The 19,450-nt window shown below is 39.1% G+C and carries 13 protein-coding genes; all 13 read right to left on the bottom strand.

Annotated elements, in window-relative coordinates:
- Positions 1–91: 91 nt before the first annotated feature.
- A complete protein-coding gene (locus ACZ9EE_RS09455; RefSeq protein WP_476026473.1) occupies positions 92–2,422 on the bottom strand; it encodes an AraC family transcriptional regulator in 2,331 nt (776 codons plus the stop codon).
- Positions 2,423–2,632: 210 nt separating this feature from the next.
- Complete coding sequence (locus tag ACZ9EE_RS09460; protein ID WP_476026475.1) at positions 2,633–3,295, bottom strand: YesL family protein; 663 nt, start codon at positions 3,293–3,295, stop codon at positions 2,633–2,635.
- A 34-nt stretch (positions 3,296–3,329) separates the two neighbouring features.
- Positions 3,330–4,022, bottom strand: a complete 693-nt coding sequence (locus ACZ9EE_RS09465) for a DUF1961 family protein (RefSeq protein ID WP_476026477.1) — start codon at positions 4,020–4,022, stop codon at positions 3,330–3,332.
- Between the two features lie 100 nt (positions 4,023–4,122).
- Entirely contained in the window at positions 4,123–6,600 is a 2,478-nt protein-coding gene (locus ACZ9EE_RS09470; protein ID WP_476026479.1) for a glycosyl hydrolase, read from the bottom strand.
- Positions 6,601–6,759: 159 nt separating this feature from the next.
- Positions 6,760–7,650, bottom strand: coding sequence for a carbohydrate ABC transporter permease (locus ACZ9EE_RS09475; protein WP_476026481.1), 891 nt, complete (start codon positions 7,648–7,650; stop codon positions 6,760–6,762).
- A gap of 27 nt (positions 7,651–7,677) precedes the next feature.
- A complete protein-coding gene (locus ACZ9EE_RS09480; protein ID WP_476026483.1) occupies positions 7,678–8,661 on the bottom strand; it encodes an ABC transporter permease in 984 nt (327 codons plus the stop codon).
- 84 nt (positions 8,662–8,745) lie between these two features.
- Positions 8,746–10,269, bottom strand: a complete 1,524-nt coding sequence (locus ACZ9EE_RS09485; RefSeq protein ID WP_476026485.1) for an extracellular solute-binding protein — start codon at positions 10,267–10,269, stop codon at positions 8,746–8,748.
- Positions 10,270–10,441: 172 nt separating this feature from the next.
- Positions 10,442–13,033: an exo-rhamnogalacturonan lyase family protein gene (locus ACZ9EE_RS09490; protein WP_476026487.1), complete on the bottom strand. Its 2,592-nt coding sequence runs from the start codon at positions 13,031–13,033 to the stop codon at positions 10,442–10,444.
- A 181-nt stretch (positions 13,034–13,214) separates the two neighbouring features.
- Complete coding sequence (locus ACZ9EE_RS09495) at positions 13,215–14,411, bottom strand: oligogalacturonate lyase family protein (protein ID WP_476026489.1); 1,197 nt, start codon at positions 14,409–14,411, stop codon at positions 13,215–13,217.
- A gap of 19 nt (positions 14,412–14,430) precedes the next feature.
- Positions 14,431–14,745 (bottom strand): L-rhamnose mutarotase, encoded by a 315-nt coding sequence (gene rhaM, locus ACZ9EE_RS09500; RefSeq protein ID WP_476026491.1) that lies wholly within the window; start codon positions 14,743–14,745, stop codon positions 14,431–14,433.
- A gap of 1 nt (position 14,746) precedes the next feature.
- Positions 14,747–16,747: a beta-galactosidase gene (locus tag ACZ9EE_RS09505; RefSeq protein ID WP_476026493.1), complete on the bottom strand. Its 2,001-nt coding sequence runs from the start codon at positions 16,745–16,747 to the stop codon at positions 14,747–14,749.
- Positions 16,748–16,789: 42 nt separating this feature from the next.
- Entirely contained in the window at positions 16,790–17,476 is a 687-nt protein-coding gene (locus ACZ9EE_RS09510; RefSeq protein ID WP_476026495.1) for a rhamnogalacturonan acetylesterase, read from the bottom strand.
- Between the two features lie 16 nt (positions 17,477–17,492).
- A complete protein-coding gene (locus ACZ9EE_RS09515) occupies positions 17,493–19,355 on the bottom strand; it encodes a rhamnogalacturonan lyase (RefSeq protein WP_476026497.1) in 1,863 nt (620 codons plus the stop codon).
- Positions 19,356–19,450 lie beyond the last annotated feature (95 nt).

Here is a 19,450-nt window from a genome sequence, read left to right on the forward strand (position 1 = left end):
ATTGTTAGATCGAGCTTACAATGGGGGCTTTTTTCTATTCAAAATAAAAAATGATGATTAACGTAAATTAACCATCATTTTTTACAATTAATTAATTCGTGTCTTGGTTAAGCTTTCTAAATTGACTAGGAGGAATTCCGATTTGTTTTTTAAATATCCGATTAAAATAACTATGCCTGTAACCTACTCCCTCAGCAATGTCATTGATTTTCATATCTGAGTGGATCAACAGTTCTTTTGCTTTCTCAATCCTTAGTTGAGTTAAATAGTCAATAAAATTAATCCCCATAATTTGTTTAAAAGCTTTACTAAGGGAATAAGGATTTGTGCCTACTTCATCCGCACAACTTTCTAAAGAAATATCGTACATGTAATTCTTCTGTATTTTTGTAACTACCTGCTCTATTATTCTCTTTAATTCTATATTCATTCGACCTTCCAGTCTCTGAATATATGGACTGATCACATCATTGACAAACCAGAGATTAATTCTACCAACATCACGTATTTGAGAGAGTTCCTCAAACATATTTTTTCCTTCAAATAAGTCATTCGGATGGATCCCTGAATGTAATATCTCATGCTGAATACTGCTATATAGTTGAATGACAGCCTGTTGAATGTAAATTTCACTAATTTCTTTACAATTTAACTCCTGGGTAAATTTTTTAATTAGCACTTCAATTTGATCTAGTTGTCCCATTCGAATAGCCTGAATAATTTCTTTTTCTGTTGCAAATGGATAATGGAACTCAATATCATTTCTACTATTTTTGTACTCCTCCAAGTCAATAACCTGGTTAATGTTTTCATACGTTCTGAACCGCTTGCCCGTCCTTACTTCTTCAAAAATATAAGGTATTTTCTTTACACTCTCGGTTCTTTCACTTATTGTAATCGTTACCTGTAATTTAATAATCCTGTTCACAGCCTCTGTTACATTCTCTGCAAACCGATGTAATTCTTCTCGGGCCGAATTATCAGGACGATAGATAACTAACATTCCTGCAGATAAATCTGAAAAGTTAATAACATTAAATTGTTCAAACATTTCTTTTGCAAATTCTTCCATAATATTTGTCGCCATGAATGTAACTAGCCCATCATCATTTGTGGAGAAATTTTCTTTGGAATCGGTCAATCCAGTAAGTTGAAGATCCAAAGCAATAAAAGACCGATTTTTTAAATTCCACCCATATGTCTCCATTCGCTGACGTAAATCCTCTTCATGATCCTGAAAATAATACCCTTGGACTAATTGATAGATAAAACTATTTTTTAGTTCTGTTAGTTGTTCAGTAAGTCGATTTTGCAACAAATTACTTTTTTGAGACATTTCTTTCCACTGCTGTTCGATGATGGAAAATTCATCTTTACCGGCTTGATTCCATCTTTCTGTTTCATTACCAACCAAATTTCTGACTAATTTTCGGACAGGGGCATATATTTTTATTGAAGTGAGCCATGATAAAATAATCGCTAGAATAAGAGCGGATGCACTGATAATAATGATTAACCTTGATACAAATACAATTGGTGCTGTAATTGATGACATCGGCGATGCAGAAACATATGTCCAATTGGAATTAATCCTTGTAAAATGACCAAATGAAATGGAATACATTATATGATTAAACTCAAATGGAAAAGACCCACTCTTTTGCTTGTGTTTCCCAATTTCTCCTTTTAAGGCATTTATAAAATTAGATTGATTAGTACTGTTCGAGGATAGTATTACCTTATTTTGTTCATTTAATAGGATAGTTGCCCCGTTTTCATAAGGGGTTAATGTCTTTAATAGTTGAAGTGCTTTATTATGATCGATCGTTACAATTAAAGCACCAAATGGGTCTTTACTGGTTATTGGAATTGGACTGACAAAAGCCAGAGTTGGTGATTTTCTCCCCTTACTTTTGGAATACTCTACCCAATGATGTTCTATTCCTTTTGAAAGTAAGCTATTATAAAAAACTTTCTGTTCTTCATCTAATGTATTGTATTGAGGCTTAAATAAGATTGGTTTATCCAAATTTAAAAACAATTCGTCATCACTTATCAAATTATGGCTTCCTTGCAATAATGATAACGTTTTGGTTATATCGTAGGTTTCATTAAATTGCTTAACAAAATCAATATCTTTTAAAGATTCCCCAAATCTAGGTTCAAACACCCAATGGGTTGTATATTCCTCTATATATTGAAATTGTTCATCCATATTATTTGCCCGTTGAACGATTTGGCTGGCATTGGATGCCCTAAGCTCATCTTCTACTTTTCCAACACCAAACCAATAAATACCTAGACCAGTGATCAGTCCTGGAATGCTAGCAATAAGCAAAATAAGAACAAAGCTATTGCGATGAAAGTTTCCTTTCCAATGGGGACGTTTTACTTTATTTATATCAATGTTTTTAAATGACATTAAGAACACTCCAAACATAAAGTATAACCATGATAGTATTAGTTCTATTATTGCATAACTTCTCAAAAATATGAAGGCGCTTTAATTTCATAATTTTATATTTTCAAAAAAAAACTCGGCAGCAACATGCATACCAAGTTTAATCTTGCTCTATTAAAGGCTCTTTGATTTCTGCTTTCCGTGAATTTCGGCATAACCTTAAGTAAACTTCTATTTATTCCCTTTGAATAGCGCTGCCCCCCTAGCCCCTGAAGCAGCCCGTTCGGCTCTCTCGATTCTTGAAAAGGCAAAGAAAGAAGACCACATAAGAACAACTGCTAGCGTGCTGCCGCTAAATAATGGGATTAGTCCAGGTACTGTCGACATTAAAAGATAGACCGCACTCCCCCCAATCCCTATTAAAATTGTAGAAAGCGGATTCAGTAACATGATAATAAAAGAACTTTTTAATACCTGATGTACCTTCAAATCATAATGGACAAAAGTAGGAAAGGCATAACATACAGTTAATACAAACCCTAGACAGATAATTAGTGCAGGATAATAGATTAAAGTAAGCAAACCTCCCGTGGTTCTTATTAAATGAATATCTACATATAAGAAGTACCCTAGTGTGAACAGAATCAGACCGAGCAGATTACTTTTGAAAAAGTCTTTTTTAAAAGACTCCAGGAAAGTTTTAAAAACGGGTATATCAACGTCACCCATTAGCATTTTCCTGATAACGACAAACATTGCGATCGTTGCAGGAAAAAATCCAAAAATAACTAAACCAAAAATGGAAAAAACCATCCATAAGAGATTAATAAAGGCAAGCTTCATGATCCAATCACAAAGTTTATAAAATCCCCCGATTGCCCCTTTCATCTGCATGCGCCATCCCTCCTATGTATCTAATAACTGTAATCTAATTTAATATTGCCTGGTGAATAACTAAATTAGCATAAGCTGCTTTCATTGGCGCCATCTGCCTGAAACCTATTTTTCCGCCTCCATAAATAGGACCGTATGTTTGTCCGTCATCTTCCCATTCAAGTACAACCAATTCATTAATGGAAAACTGAACAATCCCTTCATACTTTACTAATTTCATATGATAAGGTGGTACCGCATCCTCTACGGGTGGAAGTGGGTCAGCACCAATGGCGGCCAGGTGGAAGCCATAACTTTTTCGTAAATTACAAGTGCGAAATGCCCGCTCATCTGCGTACTTATGCCTGAAATATGACAAGTGCAGTGCATTAATAGCACCTGAATGGTACTCCGGATACTGACCCTGCCTAACCGGCAATCTTGGATCAAAGAGGTCTTCTCCATTTCTTCCGGCAGCCCCAAAAAAGAACATACAGAGACCTGGTTCCCTAACAGGGTAAAAGTCCCATTCAATCATAATTTTATCTGGAAAATCCACTGGACACCAATAAACCCAGTGTGCTCGGTCCCCATAAATAACTGGGTCTAGTTCATTTTCTAAGTGCAAGCGGTTATGTTCAAAGCTTATCTTTGCTCTTCCCTCTAATTTCCAATCCGCTATATTTTCTTGAACTGCAAGAGGATTAGCGTAGAGGCATTCTCCCTTTTCAAATTGTTTAAATATCACTAAGCTCGCCCTCCCTAAAGATGAATTATAATTATTTACCTTACAATATAAATCTCTAATACTTTTCCTACAACCATACTTTTTTGCATAACTCCCGATATTATTTATAAAGCTTTAAGGTTACCGGGCCAATCAGTCCGGACTTTACCGGTTCCTTGGCATATTCGTTTGCCTTACTGTTAGTAACTATTACTTCTATATTCAAGGTATCTGTGTCCAAATTTGGTGTTATATCAAATAGATATGGACTCCAGAGCTTGGCACCTGCACTTTTTCCATTGACGATAACTTCGGCGAGCTCGCAAACTTCTCCTAAGTCTAACTCAGCCTTTTTATAACTATCTATGGAATCTAGTGTAACTATCGCTTGATAAATAGATTCACCGGAAAAATATTTCATATCGTCAAACTCAGTCAATGGAACCAATTTTTCAATTGGTTCGTTATCGCGAAATGGATTTGTGATCGTCCAACTGTTTACATTAATATCGATAACTTGTTGTGGTTTTTTGCCGGGATTTCCAAAAGTTGGTGATTCATTCCAGTTTACGCAAATAATTAAGGATTCCCGGTGTTTTAGTGAAAGATTGAATTTTGTATACTCATGATCCACTTCATTAATTTCAATTGTTTCTATATCAGAGTGCCATGCATCCCACTTTTCTAGAGCACCTTTACATTTAAGAGCAAATTCACCCTCAATGGCATGATCACCCTCATTTACCAATAGATAGAAATCAATACCTTCTTTGACGATATGTGTCACCCGCAGCCCCGGATTATGCGGTATTACATAAACATCCCGGTGTTCTACATGATCGATCGCCCCTATTACGCTGTTATAGTTGTAAATGTGGACGATATTGCCTTTTAAGGGGAGATTTTTCTTTTCGGGATTATAAACGATGACTGTACCCCCGTTTTCAAGAAATAGATTGAGTTTATGGACGAGCTCATTTGAAACGAGTTGTTCAAGATTTTCAATAATCATCACACGATAATTCTGTTTTTGAATTTTCACTTTACCCTCTTCGATTATACAATCGTGAAGAAACAGATCTTCTTCCAGGTAATTAAATTCGATTTGGTTCGTATATAACGGCTCAGCAATTTTCCAGGGAATATGATCCTCTTCACATAAAATGGCAATATCCGTAACGTTTGTACAATCACTCAGCAGCCAGGACATCCGTTTTTCATAATCAGCGATCAATTTATAATATTTCCACCACGAGTTATGGGGACCGTTATCCGGTGCACGCTCATTTAATCTTTCTCCTTCAATGGAATAATAAAATGCATGGGGGTAAAGTTTATTAACCCCCCTGACGAAAAGCCAATCGACAAACCATTTCATATCAGCTACTGAAAATTGCCATTGATGTCCATCTGGTCCGCAGCAGCCAAAACATTCATTGGCGTTACGAGGCAATCCGCGATGCCTTGCCGCATCAGAGGAACATTTCCCCAGCGTACTGTCACGCCCTGTAACTCCCTTATCGTCTTCCGGGCCTACCCATCTCCACACCAGATCCTGGCCAGGCAGCTGAAAATATTTTAAAAATCCAATATCATCGCTTGTTTCCGGATGCCCTGTCAGTTGAATACCATGACTTTCACACCACTCGGAGATGGGGCGGTAATACGTTTCTTGAAGGCGTTTATTGACCGTTTTTTTAAATTTTCTTCTTTTGACATTTGTGTCACTGCCGACGTCAAACCATAGTGATAGCAAGTCCGTGGGATCATTTCCATGGTTCTTATAATATTCCATAAAGCCAATCGTCCATGGCTTGATTTTTTCCGTGTCAACACAACGCCCGACAACACTCGGTTCATCTGTAAAAAGCGCTGTTATGGTATTTCCGAAGTATTCCTTAAAATGTTCATAATAGACATCATGGGTTACTCGGATAAACTTTTGCATTGCCTCCGAATTTAACAAATCTCCTGCAGGCGGTGCTCCGGGCTCGCCATCGTCTTCCCCAAAATGGAGACCGCGAATGGTTCCTCTTGAAAAAGTAGAAATAAGCAAGACAATGGACCAATTACCCGTATCTTTCGATTCAAATGAAACCGTATTGTTTTCAACCTCTAATGAAATACAGGAGAGAGGATCAATCATCAATTCCCCTGTAACCTTTGCAGCAACCGCAAGGACAATCTCCTCGTATTCTTCCAATCTTTCTTCAATTTGTGTAAAACCGTTTACCGAATGCATCGACATTCGCAGTCCACGGGCGGCATATTCCGGATTGTTTTCAACCACCTTACCATGGGCGGATCCTGATGGATACATGCCTTCATCATAAATGATCACTTTCATGCCTAATTCTGTAGCTTCTTCCATAATAAATCGCATTAGATCCATAAATTTCGAGCCTAAATATTCAATATCCGCTGGAATACCAATACGCGGATGGGCAACAACACCCAAAACCCCTTTTGCTTTAAAATCTCTCAGTTGTCTAGAAATCTCCTCTTTGTTAAGATTTCCATTTAAAAACCAAAATGGAAAAATGGAATATTCTGCAGAGGGATTATTAAAATCATGTTTTAGTTGAGTTAAATTGTGCATTTGCTCACCTTCAATTTTTGATAATATACTACAGGCAGTTCTACATTTTGGTAATCTTCCAGATTAATGCTTTTATTCTTTCCGTATATAAAGTCGGAAAAAAGACGGTGATTATCAGTCATCTCACCGCCTGCACTCTTAAGATTAAAATGTTTGACTTTATCCTTTGACTGACCCCAATAGCATCCCTTTAGCAAAGTGTTTTTGCAGGAATGGATAAACAATTAATATTGGCAAAGTAGCTACAACCACAACTGCTAATTTTAATGATTGTGCAGGAGGCTCAACATACGCTGCTCCTTGAGAAGCGGCATCAGTAAGATTTCCTTGCGAAAGAATAATAATTTGTTGGAGCAGCACTTGGACTGGCCACTTGGTGTTGTCACTAATATACAATAGGGCATGAAAGAAATCATTCCAAATCCCGACAGCGTAAAACAAGGCAAATGTAGCAAGGACTGGTTTCGACAATGGTAAGATAATTCTCCAAAAAATCCCCATTTCTGTACAACCATCAATCTTAGCTGCTTCTTCCAATTCATTAGGAATACCTTGAAAGAAGGTTTTGACAATGATTAAATTAAATGGATTGATTGCACCTGGTAAGATTAATGACCAATAGGAATCTAACAATCCCAGTGATTTTACTACGATATACGTTGGGATCATTCCCCCGCTGAATAACATCGAAAATACAATCATATTCATAAATAAGTTGCGTCCCAATAATTTCTTTCTCGATAAGGGGTAAGCCATTGTAAATGTAAAGAATAGACAAACGAGTGTACCAACTAAGGTCACACCTATCGACACCAGAATGCTGCGCGAGAATGTTGCGGTTGAGAAAATATATTTATAGGCACTTAGAGTAAATGTTTCCGGCCAGATAAAAAAGTTCCTCCTTGTTAACTCAGCCTCTGTAGCAAACGATCCTGCGATTATATAAAGAAATGGCAGAATCATAATAATCCCGATGATGGCTAAAATAACAACGTTAAAGGCATCAAATATGCGCCCTCCACGTGTATTATGCATTTTAAGATTTGACATATTCTGAACCTCCTTGAACATTGAACATTAAAAGATTCCTTCCTCTCCCATTTTTTTGGCTAATTTGTTTGAGCCTAAAACAAGAATGATTCCTATAACAGACTTAAAGAGCCCGACAGCCGTACTATAGCTATACGCCCCCTGTGTAATCCCAACAAAATAAACATACGTATCAAACACATCAGCAACTCCACGGTTTAATGAATTGGACATTAAGTAAATTTGTTGGAAGCCCGTGTCCAGAAAACGGCCCAGTTGCAGGATGAGCATGACTATGATTGTACTTCTAATTGCAGGCAGGGTGACATGCCATAATCGTCTAAATCTTCCTGCACCGTCAACAATTGCAGCCTCATACTGTTCTTTATCAACAGATGTAAGTGCAGCTAAGAAGATAACCGTTCCCCAGCCAGTCTCTTTCCAAATAATTTGCAGCATCATTAATGGGCGGAACCAACTAGGTGATGATAGAAAATCAATCTGTTTCCCGTAAATATGGGAGACAATTTCATTCACAATGCCACCGCTTGTGGTAAAAAAGATATACGTAATACTCGCAATGATTACCCATGACATAAAGTGAGGTACATAAATAAACGTTTGCATTACTCTCTTATACGAATCAACCCGTAATTCATTCAACAGGATTGATAAAATTATCGGTGCCGGAAAGAAAAATACCAAGTTTAACACTGCAAAGATCGCTGTATTTTTTAATAGTCGAAAGAAATCTGGATTTTTAAAGAAGTCTATAAAGTTATCGAATCCAACCCATTTACTACCAAGCACTCCCGTAAAAGGCGAATAATCTTGGAAGGCTATCACAATGCCCCACATCGGAAGATACTTAAATACAATAAAATATACCAACCCCGGAAGCAGCAGGATATAGAGCCATTTATCTCTAATAATTCGTTGAATCGGAGAAAGCTCTGACTTTATTTTCGTTTTTGATCCTATTGCCGGTTGGGATATATCCGTTTCAGTAACTTGCACACTGATTTTTTCCATTATTGATTTTCTCCTTTCCTTCTATGTTTCTATTTCATTTGCTAGAACAGGCAGTCCGAAAACTGCCTGTTTTTAACTCAATGATTACTTTTTGTTTTCTTTGTATAATTTATTTATTTCTGCAACATAATCGTCTCCGCCAGAACTGCGCCATAATTTAATGGCATCTTTAAATCCTTTATCATCAATTTGGCCAACAATATATTTTATACGAGCGTCATTGATGATGTTGTCTAACTGTTGTCCTTTTTGCGCGTATACATCAGAGATCAAGGAAGCAGCAGGATTTGGAACAACAATTTCTTCATTCTGTTTCATGATTTCATTTTCTTTTACTTGAAGCGGTGAATACTCTGGATGTTTAAAATTACTTACAGGAATCCCTGGAATGAATTGGTTTAAGTCTGTATATTCTGTAGCCTCTGGGTCTTGAGCTGTAAATAGAGGTACTATATTGTTATTTTCCATCTTATAATGACGTCCCTCAACACCTGCATAGGCGATTGTTTGAGCAGGTTCATTATTCAGCTTATCAATAAAAGATAATACTTGTTTTAATTGTGCTTCCGTTTTTACACTTGATTTTGGAATTGCCAGCATACCGCTATAACCCGCAGTAGGCAGATTATGGAGTCCTTCCGGTCCTGAGACTGCTCCCATTACACCAACTGCGTCTTTTAAATTTGGATCGATCTTTTCCATAGCAGTTTGATTACGATGGGCCTGGTCCAATACGTTAACAATGGCTCCGGCTTGTCCTTTCTGGAATGGAATATCCCATTGGCCAGAATCCATTACAGCAAAATCCTGGTTAATTAATTTTTCGTCATACAATTTCTTAAAGAATTTCAAGGCAGTCATATATTCTGGTGTCATAAAATCTGGTTGGAGTTTGCCATCTTTTGTTAAGCCAAATTTATTCGGAGCACCAAACCATGTTTGCATCACATCAAACGGACCGGTAAACTTTGAAATAACCATACCGTACGTATCTTTTTTGCCATCCCCATCAGGGTCATTGTTTGTGAATGCTTTTAAGACATTATAAAAATCGTCAATCGTTTTAGGCTCTTGTAATCCCAACTTTTTCAACCAATCCTGGCGGAAATAGATTCCGTTTCTTCCAAGTGGGCGGGCCCGATAAACCCCATATACCTTTCCATCAATTTCACTATTTTGTAAGGTAACTTCATTGGCCTTACTTAAATTTGGATAATCTTTTAAATAAGGGGTTAGATCCCAAAATGCTCCATTACGGACAGCGCTAACAAAACTTGGGATTTTATCAGGTATCATAATGATCGTCGGAAGCTTGCCAGAGGCTAAAGTTACATTTAACTTATCTGAATAAACCGAATTTAGAACATAATTTATAGTAATATTTGATTTTGTATACTTTTCAAGCGCCTTAAGGGCCGGACTGTTACTAGAAGGCGGCGTAGCCGAAAACGCTGTCGTCATAATGGAAATATTTAATTTTCCATCTTTTGTATTACTAGCTTCACTCGATGTCTTTTCAGAATTGCTGCATGCTACAAGGGAAGAAAGCAGCATGGCTGATAATGCTGGAATAGCGACCTTTTTACCGAACTTTTTTCTGTTTTTCATTTTGGTTACCCCCAATTTTATATTTTCATTACCTGGAATCTACAATTACTAGGAACGCCTTTTTAACAACTATCCAGTAATTGTGTCGTGCTATACCTATAATTTAAACCGCTTTCATTTTTCAGACAATTACATTTTTTTGCTCTGCAAAACCCTTGATTTGACAAGGTTTTCACACCTTTAAACACTTTATTGTAGGATTAACACTTTCTTGAAATCCCATATTTGGCAGGTATTCACCTATTAAATCTAATGAAACAATCGTATTGAGACACCATTGTGAAGTGGTATTGGTGGTGATACTAGGAACTTCCGTTAACTTCCTCCAACTTTGAACCGATTCCTCTTTTATCGGCAGCACCATTTGACTGATCTCTTCATTTAATAGTAGATTCCAAGCTTTTTCGGCCAGGTTTTTATCTTTTTTCCTTGCGGCAGCATAAGCAACCATTCCAGAAGCAAGCATTGGCAGACTAAATAATTTATTATGAAGAATACCATTACTTCTAGCTAATTTTTCTTCATTACTTTGAACGTAAAATTCGCCAAATTCGGCTAACATATCCTCCCACTCTGCATCTCCGAGAACCTGTGCAAGTTCCATCCATGCCTGGGGACCCCCGAAAGCAATCACCATGTGATAGCCGCCTTCATTTCCATCACCCATATGAAGAAGATTGCTTGTTTTTGGGTCATATCCGAAAGTCGGGCCCGATAACAACCGGAACGGCAATTTCTTTAATGTATTTATGCCAGTCATGATCTTTTCTTTGTACGTTTGATTTTCTGTTCGTTCCCACTCCGATAACCAATTGGAACAAAAGGCAGCCCAATCTGGACCAACACGGGCATGTGTCGGGAATTGTTCTGTTGAATAAAACTCTCTCATTGGATCAAGATTGGCTAATGCTTGGTCGGCATCCTTTACTTCTGTGAGTAGATCTCTTATTCTTTCATCGGTTGTTAAGAAATAATAGTATTTATGTAATCCCGCCATACTAATACGCGCTTCTTTACAGCCGCAGCCCCAGTGGACGACGTTATGGCGAGAACCTAATCCAGCATATTCACCAAAGTGGTAGCAATCCACCTCACTGGTATGTCTTGTCATCGCCTCTGCCATGATAAACACGTCTTCTCGTCCTGACCGTAAAAATGAATACCAGAGCCAAATATTCGGCACGAGCTCCGTATTTTGCCAAGCAAAGCCTCCGATATCATACATCCATTGATGACGGACTGGATCGTAGGTATGCATGACGTCACCATAATTCCAATAACCATACCATCTTCGCTGTTCGATTTCCTTCTTATAAAAATCAAAGGCCCTATCAAGCTGTTCTTCTAAATGTGCTTTCATTGGGGTGCTTCGATCTTCTAGGCTCCATACACCTGATGCTTTTGTATGATGATAGTATTCTGGTTCACATACTAATAATATAGGTGCTTGCCATTCTTCTATTTGACTAACTAGCTCTTCATTTGAAGGTGAATAAGCATAAAATTGTAAAAAGATCTCACTGGTATTAGCAATTCCAACCGGAGTGGAACGCATTTCATCAAAACCCTCATAAGCACTGACCACATGTGTTTCATTATTATAATGCCGCAGGTCCATTGCCCCGGCATCCGGTGACCAAAACCAGGCTTTCAGCTTTGCTTCGGACTTATTTAAATCACTAACTTCCAATGCTGAGGGGAACTTTTGCCAAAAATTCTTTATCCCGACAGAGATCCCATGATCCTCTCCACCAATATAAAGCAAACCCTTTGCTCTAGTACCGTGAGTGGATTCCACCCAGGCAGAGGACTCTCGTGTCCGTTTTATGATTCGATAATGGTCTGCTGAATCCTGCTGAAGCCTGAAATCATTCCAAATCGCATTTTGTTTGGCATGGTCTAATAATTGCGAGTGTTTTTCTTCGGTTAAGCTAACAATTTCACCAGCTATCTGTTTTTGAAACAAGCCATCCACATTTCTGTGTCTTCTCGTAAGTAGAAGCTGGGATGCTTCCGAATAAATCCCCTCTTCTCCTAAAAAACGGACATTACGATTCCACGCTTGTCCTGCTAGTGGAACTGATAATTCTAAGCCTACACCTTTGATAAAATCCTTTTCGGGATCGCCATCGTAAAAAAGGGTATGGACGGTACGCACGGATTCAGTGTTTGCATAAAAGTAAAGCCTTAATTCAAACGGAAGTAATGTACCTGTTCCCGATTTTGCCTGATGGGTTCCTTCGATTTTAATAACAGCTCTTAAAGGACCTTTTTGTTCAATTTCCACATGGTTGATAATGCCTTCAAATGGTTCTTCGCGGATGACTGTAATCCCGTTTTCCTTAGTGCGAGTCTCTTTAGTCGAGTTTAATTTACCTTCCAACGCAACTGTTTTTGTGCCTCTTTTTACAAAATTAATAATCTTGTTCCCTTGTTTATTAATGGAGAATAATAGTTTACAAGTATCGATTTCAATAGTATGTTTATTTTCCCTAACCTGCAAGATACTGTCAGAATTTACATGTTCACTAAGCGACACTTCATATATATCTTCATCGCCCTGAAGTACAGCCGCATGCCCTGTCCACTTCACACTCCCATCTGGCCAAAAAGCCATTGGCCAAGTTTGCAACGGACTTTTTTTACCGCTGCTGCTCTGGAGACAGATTGTATCTTCCCTTTTTAATGCCCCTCTTTCCCAAGGAATTCCCCAAGAAATTCCTGTCAGATCCTTCGGCCTTTTGTTTAACCAATGTAATTTCACAGTCCCACTCTCCCACTGGCTGGTTTTATGTTCTACAACCCTATTATTGTCAGTCTTTCACTTTCCTTCAATGTTCAATTTTTGCATACACCCATTTAGCCCTTTTTTCTCTTCTAAGACATTTTTGCATATTAACAAAAATAAAAAACAGGCATTTTTTTGCCTGCTTTTTCAAGTTTTATTAATTTTTTATCAATTGTCCTTCTATTAGCTTAGGGAGGTTTTCAAAATCAGGAACGTCCACTAGATAGATATTCCCGTATCCAGTACGATCACTTGTATACAAAATCTTTGTCCCATCGGGAGTATACCGGGGATGGACATGAACTTGCTGAATTTGAAAACTCCCACGATGTTTACATAGAATCCGCGGCCCTTCCATTCCCTCATTTGTTTTTTTCCATAAGAAAATACAATCCTGAAACCTTTCACCATGGTAAGCGCTTGATTGCTGACCATCTCCTACAATGTAGGTGGAATCATTGGAATGGATGTGCATATTTTGATAGGGAAATTCAAATTCTTCGCATACTGAATTATCATATTTGGCGTACCCAAGGAATTTTCCGTCTTTACGGTCCAATGACTCGGTAAAACCATGATAGCCAATATGCAGACCATCCGCATGCCAGTACTCATGTCCCGCATACTGGTTTGGTTCCCCTTCTCTTATTTTCCAAACTTCACCATTATTTATATTCATGACCCAAATACGATGATCGACTTTTTCCCATGGACCTTCATGGCAAAAAGTGATAAGATGCGGCTGTGTGGGTGAGGCATTCACATGGCCAATCCAACGTTTTTCTTCATGAATTACCTTTGTTTCACCAGTCTCAAATGATAGTAAACATATTTGACAATGCGGTCTTGCTGCTTCGGTTTCTTCAAACCCTACATACCCGCCTGATAAATTACTGTTAATGGTTTTGGACAAGTCTTGAGAGAGACCAAAACATAGGTGCTTGCCATCAGCTGTGCAGCTTAGATTACTAAAGTTATATCCTTGTGGCGAAGTAAAGATCGCGCTTTCTTCATATGAATCTAGATTGAGCGCAATAATAGTTTTACCATAGGTAAAGTATGCTTCATTTTTGATAGGGTTAATATAGGTTCCTTGTATTCCCTTTGAAACGTTTTTATCAAGATCTGTTAATTGTGTTAATTCTCCGTTTTGCAGATCCAGACTAAATAAGTTAGTGGCATTTCCACGGTCCGAACAAATCAAAATTTTGGAACCGTTATCATACCATCCATCATTAGTAAAATAAAGATGATAACTATGAGCCAAATAATCTGTTAATTGAGTTATAGCCGCCCCCGTAATTGGATCTCGAAATTCCTTCATTTCAGATGGCCATTTAGTTCCCTTCACCATGTTCCATTCCTCGTTTCTATTAATCTAAATAAAATACCTGCTTTAATTCAATTGCTACCGGACTATTATCAGGGTTTGTTTCCATAATATCTTTCATATGGGCCCACCATTTCTGGCAAACTTCGGTCTGAGCCATGGCATTCCATTTTTCTTCACTTTCGATTTCAACATAGGCAAACAGATTATTCGTTTTTTCATCAAGAAAAATCGAGTAATGATGAGCTCCGTGGTTTTTTAATTCTTGTGCAAGTTCAGGCCATATTTCATCATGGCGTTTCTTGTATTCTTCGTGAAATCCTTCAAACACCTTCATGACTGTTGCTTTTCGAATCATTTCACACACACCCCTTATCATTAATACGAATCACTCTATTTTCAAATTTGCCGATTTCAAGTTTTCCCGGGCTAACTTTGAGATTCGTCTGTAAATCGATTCCTTCCATTGGCAAGGTAACGCTTCCACCCTTTCCGTCCATGTTGATCACAAACCAAACAGAATATCCTTCACCTTGTCTCGGAGCGACAATGGTTCCTTTTGTTACATCTGTTCTAAGTGATAAATTCACTTCTTGTGAATAATGATCCACGAGTTTCTGAAACATTAGGGCTCCTTCCGCCCCTTGAGGCATGGAACCAAGCATGACAATTTTTCCTGCCCCAAGACGATGCTCAGTAATAAAGGATTTACCTGCAGAAAGTCCCTCTTCAATCATGCCGACAGACTTTTCTTGGTCGAATTCGAATACTGAACTCCACATTCCAAGCGGTGCAGATACATCGAAGGCACGGCCGATGGTTCCGCTGTTATCCATAGGGTAAGTAAATAAAACCTCCACACCAGCGGTATTCTCAAGTTCCCCCAAAGCCCGATCCGTATGGACCGTATGTGACTCAGTCCTTCCTCCCGTTAAAGGACCTGCGATCCAGACTCCGCCACTTTCAACAAATTGTTTCGCACGAGCTAGGAAATCTGATGACACGTAAGGGATAAACGGTGTTAATACTACTTTATATCCCTCAAGGCTTGCCCCTTCAGGAATAAGGTCGCGGTGTATCCCCATTGATAATATTTTTTCATAAAAATCTGTTACTAAAGCGCGGTGATTTAACCCCCGGTGTGATTCCGTTTTCAGAAAAGCCTTAGCCTGGTCAGAATAGGTGATGGCCAATTCTGCTTGACTCGGTCTTGTCGCTAGGATAATCGGTTCGATTTCTTTTCTCATCTTCTCTACTTCCAGCACATTCGCATAGCCGACTGTTGGTTTTCCCCATGCACTAATGACAGAACCATGCGGCTGTTCGCAGCCTGCACGCTGCTGTCTCCACAACCAGTATGAAAATCCCTCCGCCCCTAGAGCATATGCTGCAGCTGCCTCGGCTTTTAAGTATCCATTGGGATGCGGGCTTGCATAGCTTTCGAGCGATGCTGCATAGGAAGTACTGGTTTCCATTACCCAAAAGTCTTTGCCTTTCTTGAAGTTCCGCCACAAATCGCTGTTAATGAGATAAGCAGGGAAATTATCAATCGTTGCATAAGTATCAAAAGAAGCAAAGTCTAGATTTTTAAAGAGTCTCTCATTATCTACACTAAACATAACTGAACTATTATGGGTAATCGGTGCGCCTGAATATTTTCTAATAATCGCTGCTTGCTCATCGCAGAACTCCGCAATTTTTTCCATAGAAAATAATTGATACATGGTACTCAGCGATGAGTTGTGTAAAAATGGTGCATGGCCTGGCTGCGGTACTTGTTCAAAGCTGTGGTAATATTCACTCCAAATTTGCGTACCCCATGCTTCATTTAGTTGCTCGATTGTCCCATAACGTTCTTCTAACCACTGATGCCATAATTCTTTACATGAAGAGCACATACATTCACTAACATGGCATTTAAATTCATTATCAATCTGCCAGCCAATCACGCCTGGGAGACTTCCCACTGCTTGGGCAATATGTTCCGTAATCAGCGCAGCTCTTTCGCGGAAATAGGAATGATTGGTGCAGGCATGCTGTCTTGAGCCATGTCCCATTACTCTTCCATCCCGCTCGACATACATCCTTTCCGGGTGTCCGTCAGTGAACCAGATTGGCGGTGTTGGAGTAGGCGTACACATTACAGTCTCAATCCCATTTTCATAGAGCTTAGTAATTACATTCATAAAAAAAGATAAATCAAACTGGTCTTCGTTCGGCTCCATGCTGGACCAAGCAAATTCACCCATTCTTACTACATTAATCCCCGTTTGTTTCATGATTTCAATGTCTTCATTCATTACATTTTCATCCCATAGCTCAGGATAATAAGCTGCCCCGTGATATAGCTTTTTGCCCAATTGACTTCACCTCAGTATTTATATTTAGGCTTAATGAATCTATCAATCTATTCTTTTAATAAAATCAGTGATGGGTAATTGTAATTCCTGTATTCCTTCGATGACTAATTTTGCGACCTCCCTTGCTCCGTGTTCACAAAAATGAGTGTTATCCTGAATCCCTTCTGGATAATTAGGAGATACATTGGGTTCAAACCATGTAAATAATTGCTTGGAACCTTCTACGCCTAATGATTCATATAGCTTTCTTGTCTTTGCTAGTAAATCGATTAGCTTTACCTCCAGCCTTTCAGCTAACTGAATCATTGATTGAGGATAGTCCCCTAGTGAGTGGATTAAATGATCCTTTTCATCAAACTGTCTGCGATTTACGGATGTAATTAAGATTGGGGTAGCTCCTTTTTCCCTAGCACCTTTAATATATTCTGTCAGGTATGACTGATACGTTGTAAAGGCTTCTGTCCCATATGGTTTTTGATCATTATGTCCGAATTGAATGAACAAATAATCTCCCGGTTGAATTGATTCCAGGATCGTTACTAACCGTCCTTCTTCAATAAAACTGTTTGTACTGGCTCCACCTTTTGCATGATTATGGACTTTTACCTCGTCCGTGAAAAAGGATTGAAGGACCTGCCCCCATCCCGCCATGGGTGCTTCATGAGGCGGGCAGTTGGCTACTGTTGAATCTCCTGCTAAAAAAATTTGGACTGGCCTCTTTGAACCCATTTTGAACCCCTCCTATTTACTTTTTCACCTTTGATTTTTGTATAGGTTTTACTTCATAGATATTTGGTACCGGCGGATTTGCCATATTGTGTCCGAGAAAGAACCCAGGATGGGGCGGCTGATTATAGGCCACATTTTGCCAGGCAATGGCTAATCGATAATTGGGGTCGTGCATAAGTGTGTAAATCCGATGATCTGTTATATCAGTTGTTGTATAGATTCTAAGTGCTGTACTATCATCAGTCCGCCAAATGACTTCCTCGCGCCAGTCCCCGAGAATATCGGCCTGTAAACAAGGATTCCCCTTTGTTCCGTTATTTGATCTAGTTCCATCCGCGGTTAGTAAATTGACTAGCCTGCCATTTTCATAGTCCCATTTATCAATTTTCCCTACTCCAATTCCAGTCTCGATATCATAATCATGGTCGAGAAGTTCCCTTAACAAATCTCCATCCCACCAGATCGCAAAATTAAAAGACTGAGGGTTCACATCCGATATCTTTTCCCCTGAGCTGCTATATAGTCCTGCACCACCGGTCTTCCAATGAGTCGACGACCAAACCTCGACTCCCTCGTACCTTGGATCAATATCGGCAGCCATTCCTCTGCCAACATCCTCAACTGATGGAATTCCCCAAAGAATCTCTCCCGTCCTCGCATCATGAATTTCTGTGCCATTTTCTTGTGGAGTCTCATGCACTTGGAAGATTTCTAAACCTGGCCTGCTAGGGATGAAGTTCCCGACGTGGATGGCATCTCCATGTCCTAAACCAGTGGTATAGAGTCCTGTTCCGTCATGGTCAATGACACAGGAGCCATAGATGATTTCATCTTTCCCATCATCATCCACGTCAGCAACGCTTACACTATGGTTTCCTTGACTGGAATAACCCTCATTGCCAGGTTCAAGACTATCAAACTTCCATATTTTCGTCAGTTCACCGCCGCGCCAATTATAAGCGACTAAAACGGCTCTGGTGTAATAGCCACGGCACATCACTAAACTAGGTCTTTGCCCATCAAGATAGGCAATGCAGGCAAGAAACCGGTCGACACGGTTCCCTTCTTCATCACCCCAATCTGAACCTCTTCCTCTTGGCGGGTCATAATCTGTTGTTACTAGCTCTTTACCTGTGGTTCCCTCAAATATAGTTAAGTACTCTGGGCCTTCAAGAATGAAACCATCTTTATTCCGATAATCGACGTCAGCATCTCCAATTACGTTTCCTGTACCGTCTATCGTTCCATCAGCTGTTTTACAGGCGATTTCCGCTTTCCCATCACCATCGAGGTCATAGACGAGAAATTGCGTATAATGTGCTCCGGCACGAATGTTTTTCCCTAAATCTATCCTCCATAAATGGGAACCATTTAATTTATAAGCATCTAAGTAAACGTTTCCTGTATACCCCTTATGGGCGTTGTCATGAGAGTTCGTTGGGTCCCATTTTAAGATGATTTCATATTCCCCATCTCCGTCTACATCCCCCACACTTGCGTCATTTGCATTGTACGTATAGGAGACACCATCCGGGGAGATACCTCCTCTGGGTTTATTTAGTGGAATGGTCAAATAATTTGTATCCCACACCTCTGCTTGCTCTGAAGGCGGCTGTTCCACACCATTAATTACCGGACAAACAGTATAGATTGCACTGCTTTCACCGGTTGGGTCCAAGTAATTTGCACTTGAAGTAACGGGGGAAGGGTTCACTCTTATCCCATCACGGTATATATGAAAGGAAATATCTTCTGGGTCTGTTCCAAACAAACGCCACCCCACATAAACACCATTCTTTACTTTGACTGCGATTAAACCACGATTTAGGCTCTCCATTTGACGTAAATGTACTGATTGATTATTACTATTTTCTGACATCCATTTAATCCTCCTGAATTGTTTAATCGTTGGACACCATAAGGGTAATGGAATAGGATTAGCCCATCAATTCCATTTTTTTGATTAGCAGCGTT

The sequence above is a fragment of the Bacillus sp. URHA0034 genome, assembly GCF_056280405.1.

Bases quoted from the DNA above. Each gene is read 5' to 3' on its own strand.
- ACZ9EE_RS09480 (WP_476026483.1), bottom strand. From the start codon at position 8,661: ATGGAAAAAATCAGTGTGCAAGTTACTGAAACGGATATATCCCAACCG.
- ACZ9EE_RS09470 (WP_476026479.1), bottom strand. From the start codon at position 6,600: ATGCACAATTTAACTCAACTAAAACATGATTTTAATAATCCCTCTGCA.
- ACZ9EE_RS09460 (WP_476026475.1), bottom strand. From the start codon at position 3,295: ATGCAGATGAAAGGGGCAATCGGGGGATTTTATAAACTTTGTGATTGG.
- ACZ9EE_RS09510 (WP_476026495.1), bottom strand. From the start codon at position 17,476: ATGGGTTCAAAGAGGCCAGTCCAAATTTTTTTAGCAGGAGATTCAACA.
- ACZ9EE_RS09475 (WP_476026481.1), bottom strand. From the start codon at position 7,650: ATGTCAAATCTTAAAATGCATAATACACGTGGAGGGCGCATATTTGAT.
- ACZ9EE_RS09515 (WP_476026497.1), bottom strand. From the start codon at position 19,355: ATGTCAGAAAATAGTAATAATCAATCAGTACATTTACGTCAAATGGAG.
- ACZ9EE_RS09495 (WP_476026489.1), bottom strand. From the start codon at position 14,411: ATGGTGAAGGGAACTAAATGGCCATCTGAAATGAAGGAATTTCGAGAT.
- ACZ9EE_RS09455 (WP_476026473.1), bottom strand. From the start codon at position 2,422: ATGTCATTTAAAAACATTGATATAAATAAAGTAAAACGTCCCCATTGG.
- rhaM (WP_476026491.1), bottom strand. From the start codon at position 14,745: ATGATTCGAAAAGCAACAGTCATGAAGGTGTTTGAAGGATTTCACGAA.
- ACZ9EE_RS09485 (WP_476026485.1), bottom strand. From the start codon at position 10,269: ATGAAAAACAGAAAAAAGTTCGGTAAAAAGGTCGCTATTCCAGCATTA.